This is a genomic window from Actinobacillus vicugnae (genome assembly GCF_901687125.1).
Classification (GTDB): Bacteria; Pseudomonadota; Gammaproteobacteria; order Enterobacterales; family Pasteurellaceae; genus Actinobacillus; species Actinobacillus vicugnae.
Window position 1 is genome coordinate 125063 of sequence record NZ_CABFJY010000033.1, and the last position, 20727, is coordinate 145789.

Sequence of the window (20727 nt, forward strand, 5' to 3'; positions counted from 1 at the left end):
TTTTGATACAGATCAAAAATACTTCTAAAGAGTTATTAAATTAAATGAAATTTAATGTCATTTAGGCAATAATTTCACCAGTTAAAAAAATTTGAAATTTTAAACTTTAGAGGAACCAAACTATGGCTAACAATGCAAAAAATGCACAACCATATGATGCTCAAGCAGAAGTAAATGCACTTGTGGAAAAAGGTTTAAAAGCACTAGACGAATTTCGTTTATTAAACCAAGAGCAAGTGGATTATATTGTTGCAAAAGCCTCTGTGGCGGCACTGGATAAACATGGCGTTCTCGCAATGCATGCTTATGAAGAAACAGGTCGAGGTGTATTTGAAGACAAAGCAACCAAAAATTTATTTGCTTGTGAATATGTCGTTAATAATATGCGCCATTTAAAAACCGCAGGTGTAATTAGTGAAGATGATGTCACTGGTATTACAGAAATTGCAGATCCTGTCGGCGTTGTCTGTGGTATCACACCAACGACTAATCCAACCTCAACAACCATTTTCAAAGCGTTAATCGCCCTCAAAACCCGTAATCCTATCGTTTTTGCTTTCCATCCTTCAGCACAAAAATCATCAGCGCACGCCGCACAAATCTTACGTGATGCTGCAATAGTCGCTGGTGCGCCTGAAAACTGTATCCAATGGATCGAAACCCCATCAATGGAAGGGACTTCAGCATTAATGAAACATCCAGGCATTGCAACCATTCTTGCAACAGGCGGTAATGCAATGGTTGAAGCGGCATATTCTTGCGGAAAACCAGCGTTAGGTGTAGGGGCAGGTAACGTTCCTGCTTATGTTGAAAAAACCGCAAAACTAGAACAAGCGGTATATGACATTGTAATGTCAAAATCTTTCGACAACGGTATGATTTGTGCTTCTGAACAAGCGGCTATCGTAGATAAAGAAATCTACGCTGACTTCGTTAAAGAAATGCAATCTTACGGTGTATATCTGGTAAACAAAAAAGAAAAAGCACTATTAGAAAAATTTATTTTTGGTGTTGATAAAGCGAACGATGAAAACTGTGCAGGCGCAAAATTAAATGCTGCAGTAGTAGGTAAACCTGCTGCGTGGATTGCAGAACAAGCAGGTTTCACTGTTCCAACAAAAACTAATATCTTGCTTGCAGAATGTGCATTCGTCGGCGAAGGCGAACCACTTACCCGTGAAAAATTATCACCTGTGCTTGCACTATTAAAATCTAACTCAACTGAACATGGCTTAGAACTTTCTGAAGCAATGGTGAACTTCCACGGTTTAGGTCACTCTGCGGCAATTCATACACAAAACGCTGAATTAGCGAAAACATTTGGTGAACGAGTAAAAGCGATTCGGGTAATTTGGAACTCGCCTTCAACATTCGGTGGTATTGGCGATGTTTATAACTCATTCCTTCCGTCCCTCACCTTAGGTTGTGGTTCTTACGGTAAAAACTCTGTAAGTAACAACGTAAGTGCAGTGAACTTAATTAATATTAAACGTGTGGGCAGACGGAGAAATAATATGCAATGGTTTAAAGTTCCATCAAAAATCTACTTCGAACGTGACTCTATTCAATATCTCAAATCAATGAAAAATGCAGATAAAGTGATGATCGTGACCGACCGTTCAATGGTAGATCTTGGTTTTGTTGATCGCATTACAGAGCAGTTACGCCAACGCCGTAATAAAGTGATGATTCAATTATTTACTGATGTTGAGCCAAACCCAAGTTTACAAACAGTACAACGTGGTACAGAGCTTATGCGTAGCTTCCAACCTGACACTATCATTGCGTTAGGTGGTGGCTCACCAATGGATGCGGCCAAAGTAATGTGGTTATTCTATGAGCAGCCAGAAGTTGATTTCCGTGATTTAGTTCAAAAATTCATGGATATTCGTAAACGTGCGTTTAAATTCCCACAATTAGGTCGCAAAGCAAAATTTGTTGGTATTCCAACCACATCTGGTACTGGTTCTGAAGTAACACCATTTGCAGTAATCACTGATGGCGATATTAAATATCCATTAGCGGACTACTCATTAACACCAACCGTAGCAATTGTAGATCCCGCATTAGTTATGTCTGTACCTTCTCACGTTGCAGCAGATACAGGTTTAGACGTATTAACTCACGCAACTGAGGCTTATACCTCAATTCTAGCTAACGACTATACTGATGGTTTAGCGTTACAAGCAATTAAATTGGTATTTGAAAACTTAGAAAAATCAGTGAAAGAGTTTGATGAAGTTGCACGTGAAAAAATGCACAACGCATCAACCATGGCTGGTATGGCATTTGCAAATGCATTTTTAGGTATCTGTCACTCAATGGCGCATAAAATCGGTGGTAAATTCCATACTATTCATGGACGTACCAATGCGATTTTATTACCACACGTTATTCGTTATAACGGTACTCGCCCAACTAAAGTCGCCACTTGGCCGAAATATACCAACTATGTTGCGGATAAACGCTTCCAAGATATTGCTCGTATTTTAGGTTTACCTGCTACGACCCCAGAAGAAGCGGTAGAATCTTACGCAAAAGCCGTACATGATTTAGCTGTGCGTTGTGGCGTAAAAATGTCATTACGTGAACAAGGTATTGATGAACAAGAGTTCTTGAGCGCTCGCCGTGAACTTGCATTAAACGCATTTGAAGACCAATGCACCCCTGCAAATCCTCGCTTAGCAATGGTTGAAGATATGGAAGAAATCATGACCAAAGCTTATTACGGTAAATAATAAATAAGCGAACACCTAATAACGGTTGATAAATAAACGAAAGGGCTAACATCAGTTAGCCCTTTATTGTTTACTACTTACAAGCGGTCATATTTTAATGAAATTTTACCATTGCAAAAAATCTGTAAAATTCAACCGCTTTTTGCTGATCATTGTGCCTGCCAGCCTCCGCCAAGCGCTTTGTAGAGGCTAATTAAATTTTGCGCTTGAGCAAGTTGAGATTGCACGATTTGCTCTTGATAATTAAGCGCTGAAATTTTCGCTCGCAAGGCAACGTCCAGCGTTTTTTCATCGTGTTTAAACAACGTTTGCGCATCACTGGCTTGTTTATTTGCCTGCGTGTAGGCGGTTTTCAGTAAGTTGGTTTGATTCACTAAACTGTATTGCGTTTGATAGGCTGAATCCACTTCCGCTAATGCGGTGAGCAAGGTTTTATCATACTGAATCACTGCCGCTTTTAAACGTGCGTCTGCACCGTCAATGTTTGCTTGAATACGTCCGTTAGTAAAAATCGGCAACTGCACACCTGCACTGGCAAGCCCTGCTAAACCTGATAAATGTGAGAGCTCATTATCTAATTTAATATAGCCCCCCTGCCCCAAGAAATTAATGTCGAAGCGAGGATAAAGATCCGCTTTTGCGCTCGCCACTTTCGCTGCCATCGCTTGAATTTGGTACTGGCTAGCTTGTAAATCAGGGCGACGTTCAATCACACTATTTGGATATTGTCCCGCAGGTGCCTGAGGGATATTGGCTAATGGATTGCCATTTTTTACGATATGGAAACCTTGTGGCGATTGCCCTAACAACACGGCGATGTTGCGCTCATAAATATCCGCTTGTGCTTTTAATGTTGCTTGACTGGCTTGCAGTGCGCTGATTTGTGTGCTGATTTCATTGACTTCATAGGCACTGGCTTGCCCTGCATTAAATCGTCCTTGAATATAGCGTTTTAGCTCGGTTAAAGTAGCAAGATTCTGCCCAATAATCGCATGGCGCTTTTCTAATGCATGAATGCGAAAATAATTATCCGCAATTTGGCTAGAGACTAACAGCTGAGCCGCATACACTTGCGCTTGTTGGCTAAACACGATTGCTTGCGCCACATCAACATCACTGCGTTTTTTGCCAAAGAAATCAGGCTCCCACGAGGCTTGGATGCCACCATAGGCATTGCGAGAATCCGAACGGCTTGGGTTAATGATTTTGGTGTTTACATTACTCACGCCAGCCCCCGCTGAACCACTTGCGCCAACATTAATACCTCGATCAGCTTCAGCGTAATCACTATTCGCTTGCACTTCATTTAGACGTGCTTGCGCCAGTTTAATGTCTAAATTCGCTTCCAAGCCTTGTTCAATTAAGTGAATCAGTTGTGGATCATGCCAGTTACGCCACCATTGTTGAATCTCTGCCGAACCTTTAACAACTTGTGCTTGGTCAAATTGAGTAGGCACAGCAACCGAGGATTGCTGTTCTACTTGGGTAAGCTGACAAGCGGTCAAAATTGATACAAAAATTGCGATGGCAGTTAATTTATATTTTTTCATAATTTATCCTTGTCTTGAAAGCATTGATTTAAATTGCCACAAAGCGATACTTAAAAATAGCCCGCCTAATAACGCCATTTTCACTAAATGTATCCACACCAGCTCAAGCCCTGCACCGCGGAATAACACATCTTGAGCATAAGAACCCAACACCGTTGTTGGAGAGAATTGCGTCAGTTTTTGGGCTAATTCGGGCATATTCTCAATTGGTGACGTTGTGCCAGAAAGCAGATACATCACCACATACACAGGCAACACTAAAAGCGCAAATTGTGGCATGGTTGGAGCCATCACTGCCAATAAAATACCTAATGAGGCAATAGAGAATAAGAAAATCGCCACACCTAGCGCAAATAATGCAATTGCCTTGTTATCAAAAGGCGCACCTAGCACACCTTTGGTGATCACCCTTAATGCCACAGAGGAAACTGCCAACAATACTAAACCATTCGCCACAATTTTCGCCACCGCAATTTCACTTGAACGAATCGGCATCACTAATAAGTGTTCCAACGTGCCTCGCTCTCGCTCTCTAATCACGGCTGCCCCCACCAAAAGCAAAGTCAGCAGAGTTAAATTCCCCACTACTTGGGTTGAACCCATAAACCACTCGCTTGAATAATTAGGGTTAAACATCACATTCGTAGTAGCTTGAATTGGGGCAACTTGTGAGCTGTTCTTTAAAAAACGCTGAATTTCTTGGCTAAAAATTGTATTTAAATAACTCGCACCAATGCTGGCTTGTGTTATCGCGGTTGCATCAACTAAAACTTGTAATTTCGGCGCTCGCCCTGCCAGCATATCAGTTTGATAATTTGGCGGAATTTCTACCACAAAGGTGTACTGCCCCGTATCCATTAAGCGATCGATTTGATGCGCCTCAATATCCTCCACTTTTTTAAAATAGGGCATAATCAACGCATCTTTTAAGCGATAAGACAGCACCGAATGATCGTAATTCACAATTGCCACTGAGCCATTTTTCACATCCGTCATTCCTTGTTTTGCAATGGTAATGAGTGCGGCGGAAAACATATAGAGAATCAACCCCATCATTACAGGATCGCCTGCAAGGCTTTTAAGTTCTTTCATGGCAAGGTACGCCATATTTTTTAGCCAGCGAATCATCTTATTTCTCCTGTTTTTTCAAAGCGATCGTTGAAATAGTGAGATAAGCGAGATAAATAAGCCCTAATGCGGTATAACTTGGGATAAAGTCCATAAAGCCTAACCCTTTGGTAAAGCCCCCAAGGCTGATTTGTTGTAGCCATGAACCAGGAAAAATTTTGGCAATCAGCAACACATTGCCGTCTAACCGAGAAGTCGGAAACATCATGCCCGAGAAGTTAATCGTTGGCACAATCGCAATAATCGCCGTGGCAAAAATTGCCGCCACTTGCGAATTCATAAAGCTCGACATCACTAAACCAAACCCTGTTGAGGCAAAAATACCGAGTAATGTCCCTAAAAATGTCGCCAGTATCGAGCCTTTAATCGGCACACCAAAGACAAAATACGCCACAGCAACCATAACCAAATAACTGATAAAAGATAACGCCACATAAGGCAATTGCTTACCCAGTAAAAATTGCAGCTGAGAGGCAGGCGAGCCGTATAAATTCATAATAGTACCAATTTCTTTCTCTCGCACCACACTCAGTGCTGTCATCATCGCAGGGATCATAATCATCGCAAGCATAATCACACCTGGTGTCATCGCATAGATACTTTTGAAATCTTGGTTATACACCATACGGGGTTCTGTTGCTGAGGTACTCGCAATACGAATACCATTATTTTTTGCTAACTCCTGTACATATTGATTAATCACACCTCGTGCCGAACCATTTAAATTCTCTGCGGTAGAAGGGAAAGCGCCATCAATAAAAAGCCCAATTTCAGGTTGTTGCCCTCGCAACAAATCTCGCCCATAGCCATTTGGAATTTCCAAAATCAATTTCGCTTTACCTGTTTGTAAAGCAGGTAAAATCTCTTCTGAGCTATACACATTAGCTTGGCGAATAAAATAAGGTGAATGTTCGAAATGTTCGATTAATCGACGACTTTCCGAAGTATTATCTTTATCTAACACTGCAAATTTCATCGGATTAATATCAAACGAAATACTCGATGCCATCGAAATCAACATAATCAACGGACCAAGCAACGCAAAGAAAAGACGGATATTATCACGTAATAGCTCTTTGCCCTCACGTACAGCAAAGGTCCAAATAATCGCAAACCAGTTCGTAAAATTTTGCCAAAATCCGACCGCTTGTATGGGCTCTTCTAATACTTTTTGAGCGGTATTATCACTACTTGGCGAGGTAATTTCATCGGCTTCTTCCAGCAAATAAGCAATAAAGGCTTCTTCAAGGGTCGGGGCATTTTTTGCCAGACGAAGTTCTTCAGGTGTACCAACACCAAGCACTTTACCTCGGTGCATAAATGAAATACGGTCGCATCGAGCGGCTTCATTCATAAAGTGAGTGGTCACGAAAATGGTAATTTTATCTTCACGAGAAAGCTTGATGAGATATGCCCAAAACATATCCCGTGCAGCAGGATCTACACCCGAAGTTGGTTCATCTAAAATCAGTACTTCTGGTTTATGCAAACAAGCCGCTGCTAATTGCAAACGCTGACGAATCCCAAGTGGCAAGGCAGAAGGTTTTTCATCTGCTAAATGGCTTAAATCAAATTGTGCCATTGCACCATTTACATAATCTGCCCATTCTGCTTTCGGAATTTGATAGAGTTTGGCGTGCAAATCTAAATTTTCTCGCACTGTCAATTCTTCATAGAGCGAAAAGGCTTGCGACATATAGCCCACCCGTTTACGGGTGTCGATATTGCTGGCATCAATCGACTGCCCAAGCAACGTTGCACTGCCTTCGGTGGGGTCAAGCAAGCCTGTCAGCATTTTCATGGTAGTGGATTTACCACAGCCATTCGAGCCAAGAAAGCCAAAAATTTCGCCCCTTGAAATCACAAAACTTACATTATCAACTGAGGTAAAATCGCCAAATTTTTTGGTTAGTCCCTCGGCAACAATCACAGGAGGTTCATTCGGCACGCTTTCAAACGGCGGAATTACCAGCCCATTTTCAGCACCGCGTTTTTCTTTTGGTAATAATTTGATATAGGCTTCTTCAAGATTTTGGCTCTCGGTTTGCGCAATCACCGCTTTAGTCGGTTGGTCAGCAATCACTTTTCCATCATCCATTGCCAGCACATATTCAAAATTCTCGGCTTCATCAATATAAGCGGTAGCAACAATCACGGTCATTTCAGGCGTTTCAGCTCGCAATTCATCTACCAGCTGCCAAAATTGTCGACGAGAAAGTGGATCAACCCCTGTGGTCGGCTCATCTAAAATCAATAATTCAGGGCTATGTACTAAAGCACAGCAGAGACTGAGTTTTTGCTTCATCCCGCCAGACAGCTTGCCCGCGGGGCGATCGGCAAAAGGTGATAACCCTGTCGCTTTCAGCAAACGTGCAATACGGGCTTTGCGTTTTTGACAAGAAAGTCCAAACATTCTGGCGTGGAAATCGACATTTTCGTAAATAGAGAGCGTAAGATAGAGATTTTTACCTAAACCTTGTGGCATAAAGGCAACTTGATGGGTCAGCGCTTCACGATCTGCTTTATCCGAAACATTGCGCCCAAACACAAGCACCTCGCCCTGTTGCAAGATTTTTGTGCCCGCAATCACTGATAACAAGGTGGATTTCCCCACTCCGTCGGGGCCAATCAGCCCAACGGTTCTGCCTTTGGGAATCGTAATCGAGACATCTTGCAACGCTTGTGTTTTACCATAAGCGTGATGTAAATGTGAGATGGATACCGCCAATGTTTGATCATTCATGGCTATTCACCTTGCGGTAGATTGACGGCTAAACTATCCACCCAAGCTGCTTGTGCGTCATACTTGACATAGCCCATTGCTGTCATCCCACCTTTTAACAAGCCAGCATAACGTCGGGTAATGTCCACTGGCAATTGCAATTTGACTTTAAACATCAGCTTGGCACGTTCTTCACGGGTTTCTACTGCTTTTGGAGTGAACTGTGCTTCACTTGCCACATAACTAATAGTGGCAGGTAATACAATATCTGAGCCATCAATTTTAATGCGAGCTTCATCGCCAATTTTCACCAAATTGGATTGATAAGCTGGCAAAAAGACATTCATATAAACATCGCTGGGATCAAGCAAACTGACCACCTTTCCCCCCACCGCAAGCACGTTGCCGACTTCGGCAATTTTATATTCGACTCTACCAGCAATAGGGGATTTAATGAGCATATCGTTATGTTGTGAAATTGCACGATCTGATTCAGCTTGAGCTTGACTTACCGCCGCTTCGGCTTGAGAAATGGTGGCTTTGGCTTGATTGACTAAGGCTTGTGCTTCTTGGCGAGCTGCTTTTGCGGTATCGAGGGTGGCGACGGTGGCTTTATAATTGGCTTGGCGACGTTCTAATTCACTCGCTGAAACTAAATTTTCACGGCGTAATTTTTTGGCATTATCGAGTTCTAATTTCGCCACATTAACCTGCTGTTGCTGAGCGGTAATTTCCGCACTGGCTCGAGTAACTGCTTCTTCTGCTCGTACACGCTGTGCTTTGGCGTTTTCAACTTGTGCTTTACTTGCTTCAATTTGTGCACGGCTTGCATCTACTTGACTTTGGGCTTGTGCCGAGAAAATACGGACAAGCACTTGATTTTTCTCTACATTTTGCCCTTCTTTCACATATATTTCATCCACACGCCCTGCATAAAGGGTTGCAATGTCTAATCGTTCTAGCTCTAAGCGCCCATTTACTGCCACAATTCCTGACAAATTGTCATTCACACCACATATTTGTTGCCATAAATACGCACTACCTACTACTGCGACAATAAGTGCTACAACCAATAATTTTTTCATTTGATTTATCCTCAAATATGCTGATTGACTAGGATTATAAATAACAGTTTATTTTTCAACAACCATCAAAAAACGATAAATTGTTGCTTAATGGTATAAAAAGAAATAAATTGTTGGTTATCTAAATCCATTAATGGAATGGAGGTCATAATGAAACGCGAAGATCCCCGTATAGTACGTACACGTGAAACGATTTACTACGCTTTTATCCAAACACTAGAAGAAAAGAATTACGATGAAATTACTGTACAAGATATTTTAGATAAAGCCAAAATTAATCGCTCAACGTTTTATAAACATTATTTAAATAAAGATATGCTTGCAGCTTCCATTATTGAACAGGTTCATCAAGATATTTTACAGCCATTACTTGATCAGCGTTTTTCTACCCCGAATTTAGAGTTTGCTGAACAAGCTGCCATTGTGATGAATCAATATCGCACACTCATTCAGTTATTATGGAAAATTGAAAATCGTCGCATCAGTTTAAAACGTAATATGCAAGAAGCGATGGAACAAAAATATATTGAAGTTCACCAACATCAATCAAAAATAGAACACGCTGATATTGCCTTTCAAAGCAAATTATTTGCGATTATTTCAATGGGATTACTAGAACAAGTAATTATGCGAGATACGCCACTGGATGTATCCATTACTAATGATAATGTTAAAGAAGTACTGACTTATTTTAAATTAGACTAAACAAGCGGTCGATTTTCAGATCTTTTTTACAAGAAAGGCGTCATTCGACGCCTTTTATTATTTGAGTAATTTATCAATTACACGACTAACCGCAAAAAAACCAAAAGTTGCAGTTACCATTGTTACCGCACCAAAACCATTTGCGCAGTTCATTGTTGCTGAAATTTCACACCCATCGCCCATTTTGGGAAAAATTAATGGCTGAGTAGAGAAAACACAATCAATGCCAAATTTTCGTTTTGGATTCTGGCTAAAATTATATTCCTTGCGCAGTAACGAACGTACTTTTGAGGCAAGCGGATCTTGAATCGTTTTGCTCAAATCCGCAATTTGGATTTGGGTTGGATCGGTCTGCCCGCCTGCTCCGCCTGTTGTAATCAACTTAATTTTGTTACGTTTGCAGAATGCAATTAACGCTGCTTTGGTTTTCACCGAATCAATCGCATCAATCACATAATCATAACCACGGTTGAGGTATTCAGGAATATTCTCGGTAGTGATGAAATCATCAATAATTTCAACCACACATTCAGGGTTAATTCGCTCAACACGCTCTTTCATCGCCTCTGTTTTCAGCTGTGCCACCGTGCCACTCATTGCGTGAATTTGGCGGTTGATGTTAGTCACACAAATGTCGTCCATATCAATCATGGTGATTTTGCCGATACCCGAACGAGCTAATGCCTCCACCGCCCACGAACCAACACCGCCAATACCAATCACGCAAATATGCGAATGGCGTAGCTTTTCCAGCCCTTCAGGTGTGTAAAGACGACCAATGCCGCCAAAACGCTGTTCATAATTGTCAATTCTTTCTGCCATATTATAAATTTCCGTTTTTGATATTTTCCAATGCTTCCCAACGCTCAAAAGCGGCTTCTAATGCGGCTTCAGTTTCTGCCAATTTTTGCAATTTCGCCTGCGTATAGCTTAGATCTTTGCTAAAGAAATCTGTACTATTAACTTCTTGTTGCAACGCTTCCATTTCAGCTTCTAATGCTTCCATTTTGGTCGGCAATTCATCTAACTCTCGCTGCTCTTTATAAGAAAGTTTCACTTTCTTAGCAGGTTCGTTCTTAGCGACAAGCGGTTGTTTTTCTTCTGTTTTTTGCAAGTTTTCCGTAGAATTTGACCGCTTGTTTACTTGGCTTTGAGCAAGTGTTGCATGATAATTTTCTTGTTGCTGTTTTGCATCAAAATAGCCGCCTACGTATTTATTTAATACGCCCTCGCCTTCAAAGAAGTAACATTCTGTGACGGTGTTATCAATAAATTGGCGATCGTGACTTACGATCAGTAATGTCCCCTGATAATTCGCTAGTAACTCTTCTAATAACTCCAGCGTTTCCACATCTAAATCATTGGTCGGTTCGTCCAAAATCAATAAGTTGTTTGGTTTAAGCAACAGTTTTGCCAATAACAGGCGATTACGTTCACCGCCCGATAAAGCTTTTACAGGTGTCATCGCCCGTTTTGGTGGGAACAAGAAATCTTGCAGATAGCCTAGCACATGGCGTTTCACGCCATTGACTTCCACGTCTTGCTTACCATCTGCTACGTTGTCCATCACCGTTTTTTCAAGATCAAGTTCAGCTCGGTATTGGTCAAAGTAAGCGACTTCTAATTTAGTACCACAACGAATTGAACCTGAAGTAGGTTGTAACTCACCTAGTAGCAATTTGATAAAAGTAGTTTTACCACAGCCGTTTGGCCCAACCAAGGCGATTTTGTCTCCACGCTGAATAGTCGTAGAGAAGTTTTTCAACAAGGTTTTGCCTGCAATTTCATAACTCGCATTTTCCACTTCAAACACAATTTTGCCCGAACGAGCTGTTTGGTCGAGCTGAATTTTGGCTGTACCTTGCACCTCACGGCGATTACGACGTTCTTCCCGCAATTTTTTCAACGCTCGCACACGCCCTTCATTTCGGGTACGGCGAGCCTTAATACCCTGTCGAATCCACACTTCTTCTTGAGCGAGTTTTTTATCAAATAGCTCATTTTGTAAGGCTTCAACCCGTAGATCTTCTGCTTTTTCTGTTAAATATTGATCGTAATTGCTTGGGTAAGACACCAATTTTCCACGATCTAAATCCACAATTCGGGTTGCCATTTTGCGGATAAACGAACGGTCGTGCGAAATAAAAATAATTGCACCGTTGAAGTTCAACAACAGCTCTTCAAGCCAAGTAATCGCCTCCACATCTAAATGGTTGGTTGGCTCATCGAGCAATAAAATATCAGGGTTTGACACTAATGCACGAGCGAGAGCCGCTCGGCGAACCCAACCGCCCGATAATTCGCACAATCGTTTTTCAGGATCAAGCTCAAGCAATTTGAGAGTATCTTGAATCCGATTTTCAAACTGCCAGCCGTTATTATGCTCAAGCTGCGATTGCACTACTGATAATTTTGCTAACAGCTCATCGCTATAATCAGTCAGCATTTGCTGCGAAATGTGGTGATATTGCTTCAACAAGTCGCTAAGATGCGCAATTCCCTCTGCAACATAATCAAACACAGTATCTTGAATATGACGCGGCGGAGCTTGCTCAAGTCTTGCCACTACAATGTCTTTTTCAAAAATCAGTTTGCCATCATCTAGCTGCACTTCGCCCGCCAGCACTTTCATCAGCGTGGATTTGCCCGCCCCATTTCGTCCAACCAAGCAAACACGCTCATTCGGCTCAATATGTAATTCAGTATGATCTAATAAAGGATGATCGCCAAAGCCCAAATAGGCGTTGGATAAGTTGAGTAATGCCATTTCTATTCCAATGTAAATTAAATATTTCCACCTACACCTTTAAATTTTTCAATAAAAGATGATATTTTTTGGAAAACTTTCTGTTTTAAAGTATGCCTTTTAGGATCTAACGGGCTCATTTTAGGTAATAATTCTACCAACCCAGTACCGTTTTCGCTCGCATATTCTCGTTTTAATGATGTGTTAATGTAGCGTTTTGCGGCTTCTTCATTGAGATTTTCGAGCTGAATAAGCTCTTGGGCTTCTCGTTGCTGTTCTTGTTGAGCAAATTTAAAAAAGGCTTCAATCAAATCCGCTTTGTGCGAAATGCCATCAATATCGGTTTGGTGGATAAAATCTACAATCAAACTCTCTTTCGCACGGTTGCCGATACTTGAACGCACAACTCGCCTAATTTCTTCTACTAATGCTGGCTTATCTTTGGTTTTTTTATGTTGCTCAAAAATCAGCTCTAAAATGTAATCCAAATTGATCTCTTGCGATTTCAGCAAATCCACTTCAAACACCACATCGCTCCAATCAATGTCAGATTGCTTGTCGGCACTACTCCGCTCACGACGTTGCCAATCACGAATATCGTTATAAGCTGAGCGATAATCTTGTAATTGGCGTTCTGTTGGTAACACCACCGAATTGCCGTAGCTCGCTGGCGTTTCGCAGACTAAATTTGACTCTGCATTTTGAGTTTTAAGCGCATAAAATTCGTCATAATTTTGTAACACATTTTCCAAACGCAGATACTCACCAAACAGTTTGGTAAAGGCTTTTTTCTCTTTTTCTTCGACAATTTGGCTCGGATCAGGGAATTTTTCTTGTAGCTCTTTCACCACGTCCAAATAACCACGCACTTGCTCGCCAGCACTGGTTTTATAGCCGTACATATAGTCGGTATAACTGCGTTCAAGCACCACATTTCGCGTGTTTTTATCGCCAAACAGCGTAATGGCATCAATAGTCGCTTGCTCTAAATCTCGGAAAGTCACGATGTTGCCGAAACTTTTGGTGGCATCAAAAATACGGTTGGTGCGAGAAAATGCTTGCATTAAGCCGTGATAACGCAGGTTTTTATCGACAAAAAGCGTATTTAGCGTTGGGGCGTCAAAGCCTGTTAAGAACATTCCCACCACAATCAACAAATCCACTTCTTGATTTCGCACACGCTGGGCAAGATCACGATAATAATTCTGAAACTCTCGGCTCTCCACGCCATAATTGGTGCGGAACATCTGGTTATAATCGCTAATCGCAAGGGATAAAAACTCTTTCGCTGAGCTATTTAACGCCGTCGGCTCAAAAGATTCATCTTCAATTTCGCCAATTGCATTTTGCTCTTCATTGGCGGCAAAGGAAAAAATCGTTGCAATTTTTAGTGGATTTGTAACCGCTTGTTGTTGCAATTTGAACTGCTCATAATAATGCTTTGCGGCTTCCACGCTACTCACTGCAAACATCGCATTAAACCCTTTGCCAGACGCATTTAAGCGGTGGGTTTTCTGTTTAAAATGAGTCAAAATATACTGCGTAACTTCCTTGATTCGCTCAGGGTGCAATAAGGCTTCTCTGCTTTCAAGTGCGGTCAGTTTATCGAGATTTTTTTCCGTTTCCATTTTACGGAATTTCGGGCGAACATCGTTATAATCCACCTTAAATTTCAACACTTTTTCATCACGAATCGCATCGGTAATCACATAAGAGTGCAATTCTCGCCCAAACACGCTCGCCGTCGTTTCCGCCCCTAAGGCATTTTCGGTAAAAATTGGCGTTCCTGTAAAACCAAATTGGCAGAATTTTTTAAATTTCTTATTTAAATTCTTTTGTGCTTCACCAAATTGGCTACGATGACATTCATCAAAAATAAATACCACAGGCTGTTTATAAATTTCCAAATTATCTTCACTTTTCATTAAATTATTTAATTTTTGAATAGTGGTAACAATAATTTTATTATCATCTTTTTCAATATTGCGTTTTAAACCTGCGGTACTTTCTGAACCATTGACACTATCAGGCGAAAAGCGTTGATATTCTTTCATCGTCTGATAATCCAAATCTTTTCTATCCACCACAAAAAATACTTTATGAATAAAATCTAATTCCGTAGCCAAACGAGCGGCTTTAAAGCTGGTTAATGTTTTACCCGAGCCTGTGGTGTGCCAAATATAACCACCACTTTCCACATCACACCAATTTTTAGTTAAATGTGTACTGCGAATTTTCCATAAAATACGTTCTGTTGCTGCAATTTGATAAGGGCGCATAATTAATAAATTATTGCTGACATCAAATACCGAATAAGTCAATAAAACATTAAGCAACGTGTTTTTTTGGAAAAAGGTTGCGGTAAAATCTTTTAAATCTTTAATTAAACTATTATCGGAGTTCGCCCAATTCATTGTGAAATCAAAGCTATTTTTATCTCGCTTGGTGGTATTCGCAAAATAACGAGTATCTGTGCCATTTGAAATCACAAAAATCTGCAAAAATTTGAAAAGGGAATTTTCTTGATTAAAACTTTCTTTGCTATATCGATGAATTTGATTAAAGGCTTCTCGAATTGCCACACCACGTTTTTTTAATTCAATTTGTACTAATGGCAAACCATTTACCAAAATAGTCACATCATAGCGATTGGCAAATGAGCCTGTTTGTTCAAATTGGTTAATCACCTGCACTTTATTGCGAGCAATATTCTTTTTATCTACCAAATAGATATTTTGAATCCGCCCATTATCAAATACAAAATCATAAATATAATCGTGATGAATTTTACGCGTTTTATCTAAACTATTTTCAGATGGTTTATTTAAATACTCTGCTAAAAACCGTTGCCATTCCGACTCTAAAAACTGCACATTATTCAGTATTTCTAATTGCTCACGCAGATTTTTTAACAACACTTCTTGGTTATTTAAATCTTGGCGATATTCATAACCTTGATTTTGTAAATCTGCAATAAATTCACGCTCTAAATCATATTCTGTTTGATAATGCGATGACTGTTCAATTCTTTCATAATGATCTAAAACAATAAAATTATTGGTTTCGGTGATAGGGGTGGTTTCAATGTACATTGCCTTGTCCTTTTTATATCATTTGATTTTTGGGGCGGATATAAAATTCCTCCCCTACGATTTTAATCAAGAACCAAAATATTCATTACGACTTCGTAGGGGCGGAATTTATTTCCGTCCAATTACACGCCATCAATTATCGAGAATAAAAACGATCCAATTCCCATTGAATAGGATTATTTTCTATATATTCTGAAATACGTTCGTAATCTTTATCATTTCTTATGATATGTTCATAAAATCCACGTTGCCATAATGGAAAATATGGTTCATTATTTTCTTTATAATATTCTCGATAAAATGCTGCCATTCTTCCTTTTATCTTTTTAACAATATTGGATAAACTTTCATTATCTTGATTAAACCAAATAAAATGTAAATGATTTGGCATAATCACATAATCAGGAATTTCACTATTCTTATTTTCAGACAGAACAGAAAACAAAGATTTCTCCATCAGATAACCAAAATGATTTAAAACCATTTTTCCTTCTTTTATCTCACCAAATATTGGTTTTCTGTCTTTGGTACAAATAGTAACAAAATAACAACCATACTGAGCATAATCATAGAATGATAATCGTAGTCTTTTTCTTCTATGATGAAGATCCATTTTATATTCCTTCTTCATATTTATCGCTTTGGTTATCGAACGGATATACCCCAAAAAATTTTCAATCCATTCCAAAATATTCATTATCATCTCGTAGGGGCGGAATTTATTTCCGCCCTTTTCATCTTTATCGTTTATGTTGTCGGGCGGATATAAAATCCGCCCCTACGATTTTAATTAAAATCCAAAACATCCATTATCACCTCGTAGAGGCGGAATTTATTTCCGTCTTTTGGTATTTATCGTTTATGTTGTTGGGCGGATATAAAATCCGCCCCTACCAAAAATATGTTATTTATTCCTATTAACGAGAAAAATTCAACAACCGCTCCCGATAATACTCATACTGTTTCTGTCTCAATGCAATTTCTTTTGGTAACCCCTCAGAAATAGAATTGGTTAAGCGGTCAAATTTATCAAGAATATTGACAATTTTTTGTTGGGTTTCTAGGGATGGAACGGGAATTTTTACATTCCGCAAATATTTTAAACCGATTGTTTTCTGTGCTGCCCCCGTAGCCGCAACACAAGCGTTATTGAAAAATTTTGTAGTTTGCACAAGATAATATAGATATTCCTGCAATATTTCTTTTTTAGGTTTAATGATTGCAATATGTCTTTGAACAACAAATGGTTTATCTACCTGAACTCGAATCGGAATACCTAATGTTCCGACCACCGTGTATAATAAATCTCCTTTTTGAGGAACCCTATCTTTGGACAATTTATTGAAATATTCTACTGAAACATATCTAGTATTATCAAAATTTATATTATTTTGCTTATCAATATTAGAAATGGTAATAAACGGTATTCCATTTGATGTTTTAGGTGGTGGCTGATGATCTCCATCTGTAATTAAACATAAATCCCCCAAACTTTTCCATTCCACATTGTAGGGGCGAATCACATTCGCCCCATTATCTATATCATCGGAATTATCGGGCGAATGTAATTCGCCCCTACATTCAAACGTTAATAATTCATCACGATAATAATTATATTGTTTGACACGCAGTAATAATTCAGCTTCCAGCGTAGCTTCCAGCGTAGCTTCCAGCTCAGTGAATTTGTCAAGTATTTTTACAATTTTTTGTTGGATTTCTAGTGGGGGGATTGGGATTTTGATTTTTCTAAATCTTGATTTTGAGATATTAAAACGCGTTACTCCACTTGCAGATTTTGCAATTTCAGAACGAATAAAATGACAGCGAAATAGATATTTAGAAAATTCAGGAATAATTTTAATATCATCATTAAATCTAATTCCAAAAGAAAAACTATTTAAATAAACATTCTCTTCAAAATAAGTTGTTACTGCCGAAGACATACCTGCTTCCTCAGCTGTTTCTGATGAGCCTGTAAATAATACATCTCCATATTTGACAACATGCTGTTTTTCATTCTCAGATACTGTAACATTTTCTAATATAGATGGATTAACTTCTATATTATCAAATATATTTTTGTAAGAAACATACTTTGCATTTCCTTTTTCAAAATCGTGTTTATTTTTCCCTGTTAATCCACCATAAATTTCAGCAATTTCACCCAACGACTTCCATTCCACTTCACAATTTTCAATCAATTCTAAAATATTCATTATCACCTCGTAGGGGCGGAATTTATTTCCGCCCTGTTCATTTTTAATCATCTATCTTATCGGGCGGATATGAAATCCGCCCCTACATTTCAATTTTATGTTGTTATATACATTTGCAAAAATTCGCTAAAATCAGACCGCTTTTTTACTTTTTTCGACTCTCTTTTTTAGATAATTGATAAACTTCTTGAATCGTGTTTAAGTAATCTTTTTCCACATCAGATAGCATTTTAGCTTTATATTTTTGATATTCTATTTTTGCTTTTTCTTTTGCCTGCTGATGTGTTATTTTTCCTGCATTATCTAATACTTTTCTACCTGTACTCGCTAAAATACGATCAAGTTCATCAACATAATCTTTCATATACATCGGGCGTTCTTCAATCGCATTTAATTCTGCAAAATCAAAATAAGCAGACACTAAATTATTTAACACTCGCAGTTCTTGTTCTGTTAAATAATTTTTTGCGATCATTGCTTCAGCTTGTGTTGGTTGATTTCCTTTGAAATTGGTTAATCCAGCAAAAGGTTTATCACTATCGACTCTGAAATAAATCACTTCACTGGCTGTATTTCCGTGAGCCGCAAAATGGAGCTTGTTTTGAATAATTTTAAAGAATTTGATGCTGGCTTCATTGCTCGGATCATAATCCATTGCCGTGGCATAAAGATCCAATACTTGACGATACATCACCTTTTCACTTGAACGAATTTCCCTAATTCGCCCTAGTAATTCCTTAAAGTAATTTCCTCCACCTAAGTTTTTCAGCCGTTCATCATCAAGGGTAAAGCCTTTCACCATATATTCGTGCAACCGTTCTGTTGCCCACTGGCGGAATTGAGTACCACGAGGGGAGCGTACTCGGTAACCTACTGCAATAATAAGGGGTAAAGAATAGTACGCAAGCTTACGTTTGATTTCTCTACCGCCTTCATTTTGAACTGTCAACTTATAGTTGACGGTTAAATTTTGTTCAGCTTCACCTTCCGCAAATATGGCATTGATATGTTTGCTAATATTTTGCTTGCTCGTTTGGTACAGCTCCGCCAGTTGCGTCTGCGTGAGCCATAGCTGCTCATCAAATTTTTGTAGTGAAAATTGTGCTTTACCGTCTGATGTGGTGTATAGAATTAAATCCATTATTTATGCCCCCTCAATCTCCCCCACAATCGCATCAATATCTAGTCGCAAGCGGTCGATTTTGGCGACAGTTTCGCTGATTTCTTGGTTTAGGGCTTGAATATCGATGACTTCTCGGGTGTCTTCAGCTTCAACGTAGGAACTCACCGCAAGGTTGTAATCATTTTCGGCAATTTGGCTGTTTTCAACCGATTGAGCCAAATGGGCAACATCGACTTTTTCACTGAATAATTTCAGAATTTGTGCGATATGTTCATCGGTTAAAACATTGTTGTTGGTTTCTTTCTTAAACAGACCGCTTGCATCAATAAATTGGGTTTTGGAATCAGTTTTGTGCTTGGATAACACTAGAATATTCACCGCAATGCTTGTGCCAAAAAAGAGATTCGGCGCAAGAGAAATCACGGTTTCCACAAAGTTGTTATCGACCAAGTATTTACGAATTTTCTGCTCTGCACCGCCACGATAGAAAATGCCAGGGAAAGTCACAATTGCCGCGCGACCGCGTGCAGAAAGGTAGCTTAATGCGTGCAAAATAAAGGCGAAATCGGCTTTGGATTTCGGGGCTAAAATACCTGCTGGGGCAAAGCGTTCATCGTTGATTAAGGTTGGATCATCACTGCCAATCCATTTCACGGAGTAAGGCGGATTGGAAACAATCGCATCGAACGGCTTTTCTGTGCCAAATTTCGGTTTGAGCAAGGTGTCGCCCAAAGTGATATTGAACTTGTCGTAGTTGATGTTATGCAAAAACATATTCATTCGAGCCAAGTTGTAAGTAGTGTGATTGATTTCTTGCCCGAAAAAGCCCTCTTCAATAATGTGATCATCAAACTGCTTTTTCGCTTGTAACAATAACGAGCCAGAACCGCAGGCTGGGTCGTAAATTTTATTGACGGCTTTCTGACCAAATAAAGCAAGTTGTGCAATCAATTTGGATACATTTTGGGGCGTGAAAAATTCGCCGCCTGATTTACCTGCGTTGGCGGCGTAATTGGAGATCAGAAATTCGTAAGCATCGCCAAATAGGTCAATTTGGTTATCTTCAAACCGCCCAAAATCCAGCTCGGCAACGCCTTTTAGCACCGAAGCCAATCGTTTATTTTTATCTTCAACCGTGTTGCCTAAGCGGTTAGATGTGGTGTCAAAATCGGCAAATAGCCCTTTGATGTCCTGTTCGGAATCATAGCCCACCGCTGAGCTTTCAATTTCGCTAAAAATCTCTTTTAATTCGACATTCAAGCTCGGATTAGTGTGAGCAGTTTTCACCACATTTTCAAATAGTTGGCTTGGGTAGATAAAATAGCCTTTTTCCTTAATCACGCTCTCTTTACCCAGTGCGATATTTTCATCATCGTCTGACCAATTTGCATAATTTATGCTTGAATCGCCCGCTTCAATATAATTCACAAAATGTTCACTGATAAAGCGATAAAACAGCGTGCCTAATACATACTGCTTAAAATCCCAACCATCGACCGAACCTCGCACATCATTCGCAATCTGCCAAATACGGCGTTGAAGTTCTGCACGTTGTTGACTACTTGTCATTCTATTATCCTCTGTATGTTAAAAGCGGTCGTTTTTTCTGAAATTTTTGCAAA

13 protein-coding genes are annotated in these 20727 nt (G+C 39.6%); 2 read left to right on the top strand and 11 right to left on the bottom strand.

Going from position 1 to position 20727, the window contains the following annotated elements; translation table 11 throughout:
• Positions 1 to 122 precede the first annotated feature (122 nt).
• Positions 123 to 2738 (top strand): bifunctional acetaldehyde-CoA/alcohol dehydrogenase, encoded by a 2616-nt coding sequence (gene adhE, locus F8M47_RS07865; RefSeq protein WP_150539564.1) that lies wholly within the window; start codon positions 123 to 125, stop codon positions 2736 to 2738.
• A 149-nt stretch (positions 2739 to 2887) separates the two neighbouring features.
• On the opposite strand, the gene F8M47_RS07870 is transcribed toward adhE, so the two are convergent.
• The 4 genes from F8M47_RS07870 to F8M47_RS07885 are packed head-to-tail and all read right to left on the bottom strand — an operon-like array spanning position 2888 to position 9223.
• A complete protein-coding gene (locus F8M47_RS07870; RefSeq protein WP_150539565.1) occupies positions 2888 to 4288 on the bottom strand; it encodes an efflux transporter outer membrane subunit in 1401 nt (466 codons plus the stop codon).
• A gap of 3 nt (positions 4289 to 4291) precedes the next feature.
• On the bottom strand, positions 4292 to 5416 hold the full coding sequence (locus tag F8M47_RS07875) for an ABC transporter permease (RefSeq protein ID WP_150539566.1): 1125 nt from the start codon (positions 5414 to 5416) through the stop codon (positions 4292 to 4294).
• 1 nt (position 5417) lies between these two features.
• Positions 5418 to 8159: a ribosome-associated ATPase/putative transporter RbbA gene (gene rbbA / locus F8M47_RS07880; protein WP_150539567.1), complete on the bottom strand. Its 2742-nt coding sequence runs from the start codon at positions 8157 to 8159 to the stop codon at positions 5418 to 5420.
• Positions 8160 to 8161: 2 nt separating this feature from the next.
• Positions 8162 to 9223: an HlyD family secretion protein gene (locus F8M47_RS07885; RefSeq protein ID WP_150539568.1), complete on the bottom strand. Its 1062-nt coding sequence runs from the start codon at positions 9221 to 9223 to the stop codon at positions 8162 to 8164.
• A 150-nt stretch (positions 9224 to 9373) separates the two neighbouring features.
• On the opposite strand from F8M47_RS07885, the gene F8M47_RS07890 reads away from it, so the two are divergent.
• Complete coding sequence (locus tag F8M47_RS07890; RefSeq protein WP_150539569.1) at positions 9374 to 9928, top strand: TetR/AcrR family transcriptional regulator; 555 nt, start codon at positions 9374 to 9376, stop codon at positions 9926 to 9928.
• A gap of 57 nt (positions 9929 to 9985) precedes the next feature.
• Here F8M47_RS07890 and tcdA read toward each other — a convergent pair whose 3' ends face one another.
• From tcdA to F8M47_RS07925, 7 genes are all read right to left on the bottom strand, one after another.
• Positions 9986 to 10750 (bottom strand): tRNA cyclic N6-threonylcarbamoyladenosine(37) synthase TcdA, encoded by a 765-nt coding sequence (gene tcdA / locus F8M47_RS07895; RefSeq protein ID WP_150539570.1) that lies wholly within the window; start codon positions 10748 to 10750, stop codon positions 9986 to 9988.
• Between the two features lies 1 nt (position 10751).
• The gene (locus F8M47_RS07900) at positions 10752 to 12695 is read right to left on the bottom strand and encodes an ABC transporter ATP-binding protein (RefSeq protein ID WP_150539571.1); all 1944 of its coding nucleotides are present in this window, start codon (positions 12693 to 12695) and stop codon (positions 10752 to 10754) included.
• 17 nt (positions 12696 to 12712) lie between these two features.
• Complete coding sequence (locus F8M47_RS07905) at positions 12713 to 15766, bottom strand: type I restriction endonuclease subunit R (RefSeq protein ID WP_150539572.1); 3054 nt, start codon at positions 15764 to 15766, stop codon at positions 12713 to 12715.
• 136 nt (positions 15767 to 15902) lie between these two features.
• Positions 15903 to 16463: an REP-associated tyrosine transposase gene (locus F8M47_RS07910; protein WP_244298101.1), complete on the bottom strand. Its 561-nt coding sequence runs from the start codon at positions 16461 to 16463 to the stop codon at positions 15903 to 15905.
• 220 nt (positions 16464 to 16683) lie between these two features.
• The gene (locus F8M47_RS07915) at positions 16684 to 17982 is read right to left on the bottom strand and encodes a restriction endonuclease subunit S (RefSeq protein WP_150539573.1); all 1299 of its coding nucleotides are present in this window, start codon (positions 17980 to 17982) and stop codon (positions 16684 to 16686) included.
• A 145-nt stretch (positions 17983 to 18127) separates the two neighbouring features.
• Positions 18128 to 19123: a virulence RhuM family protein gene (gene rhuM / locus F8M47_RS07920; protein WP_150539574.1), complete on the bottom strand. Its 996-nt coding sequence runs from the start codon at positions 19121 to 19123 to the stop codon at positions 18128 to 18130.
• A 3-nt stretch (positions 19124 to 19126) separates the two neighbouring features.
• Complete coding sequence (locus F8M47_RS07925; RefSeq protein WP_150539575.1) at positions 19127 to 20674, bottom strand: type I restriction-modification system subunit M; 1548 nt, start codon at positions 20672 to 20674, stop codon at positions 19127 to 19129.
• Positions 20675 to 20727: the final 53 nt, after the last annotated feature.

Excerpts from the sequence above, each read along its gene's own strand:
- adhE (WP_150539564.1), top strand. The coding sequence starts at position 123 with ATGGCTAACAATGCAAAAAATGCACAACCATATGATGCTCAAGCAGAA.
- F8M47_RS07870 (WP_150539565.1), bottom strand. The coding sequence starts at position 4,288 with ATGAAAAAATATAAATTAACTGCCATCGCAATTTTTGTATCAATTTTG.
- F8M47_RS07875 (WP_150539566.1), bottom strand. The coding sequence starts at position 5,416 with ATGATTCGCTGGCTAAAAAATATGGCGTACCTTGCCATGAAAGAACTT.
- rbbA (WP_150539567.1), bottom strand. The coding sequence starts at position 8,159 with ATGAATGATCAAACATTGGCGGTATCCATCTCACATTTACATCACGCT.
- F8M47_RS07885 (WP_150539568.1), bottom strand. The coding sequence starts at position 9,223 with ATGAAAAAATTATTGGTTGTAGCACTTATTGTCGCAGTAGTAGGTAGT.
- F8M47_RS07890 (WP_150539569.1), top strand. The coding sequence starts at position 9,374 with ATGAAACGCGAAGATCCCCGTATAGTACGTACACGTGAAACGATTTAC.
- tcdA (WP_150539570.1), bottom strand. The coding sequence starts at position 10,750 with ATGGCAGAAAGAATTGACAATTATGAACAGCGTTTTGGCGGCATTGGT.
- F8M47_RS07900 (WP_150539571.1), bottom strand. The coding sequence starts at position 12,695 with ATGGCATTACTCAACTTATCCAACGCCTATTTGGGCTTTGGCGATCAT.
- F8M47_RS07905 (WP_150539572.1), bottom strand. The coding sequence starts at position 15,766 with ATGTACATTGAAACCACCCCTATCACCGAAACCAATAATTTTATTGTT.
- F8M47_RS07910 (WP_244298101.1), bottom strand. The coding sequence starts at position 16,463 with ATGAATATTTTGGAATGGATTGAAAATTTTTTGGGGTATATCCGTTCG.
- F8M47_RS07915 (WP_150539573.1), bottom strand. The coding sequence starts at position 17,982 with ATGAATATTTTAGAATTGATTGAAAATTGTGAAGTGGAATGGAAGTCG.
- rhuM (WP_150539574.1), bottom strand. The coding sequence starts at position 19,123 with ATGGATTTAATTCTATACACCACATCAGACGGTAAAGCACAATTTTCA.
- F8M47_RS07925 (WP_150539575.1), bottom strand. The coding sequence starts at position 20,674 with ATGACAAGTAGTCAACAACGTGCAGAACTTCAACGCCGTATTTGGCAG.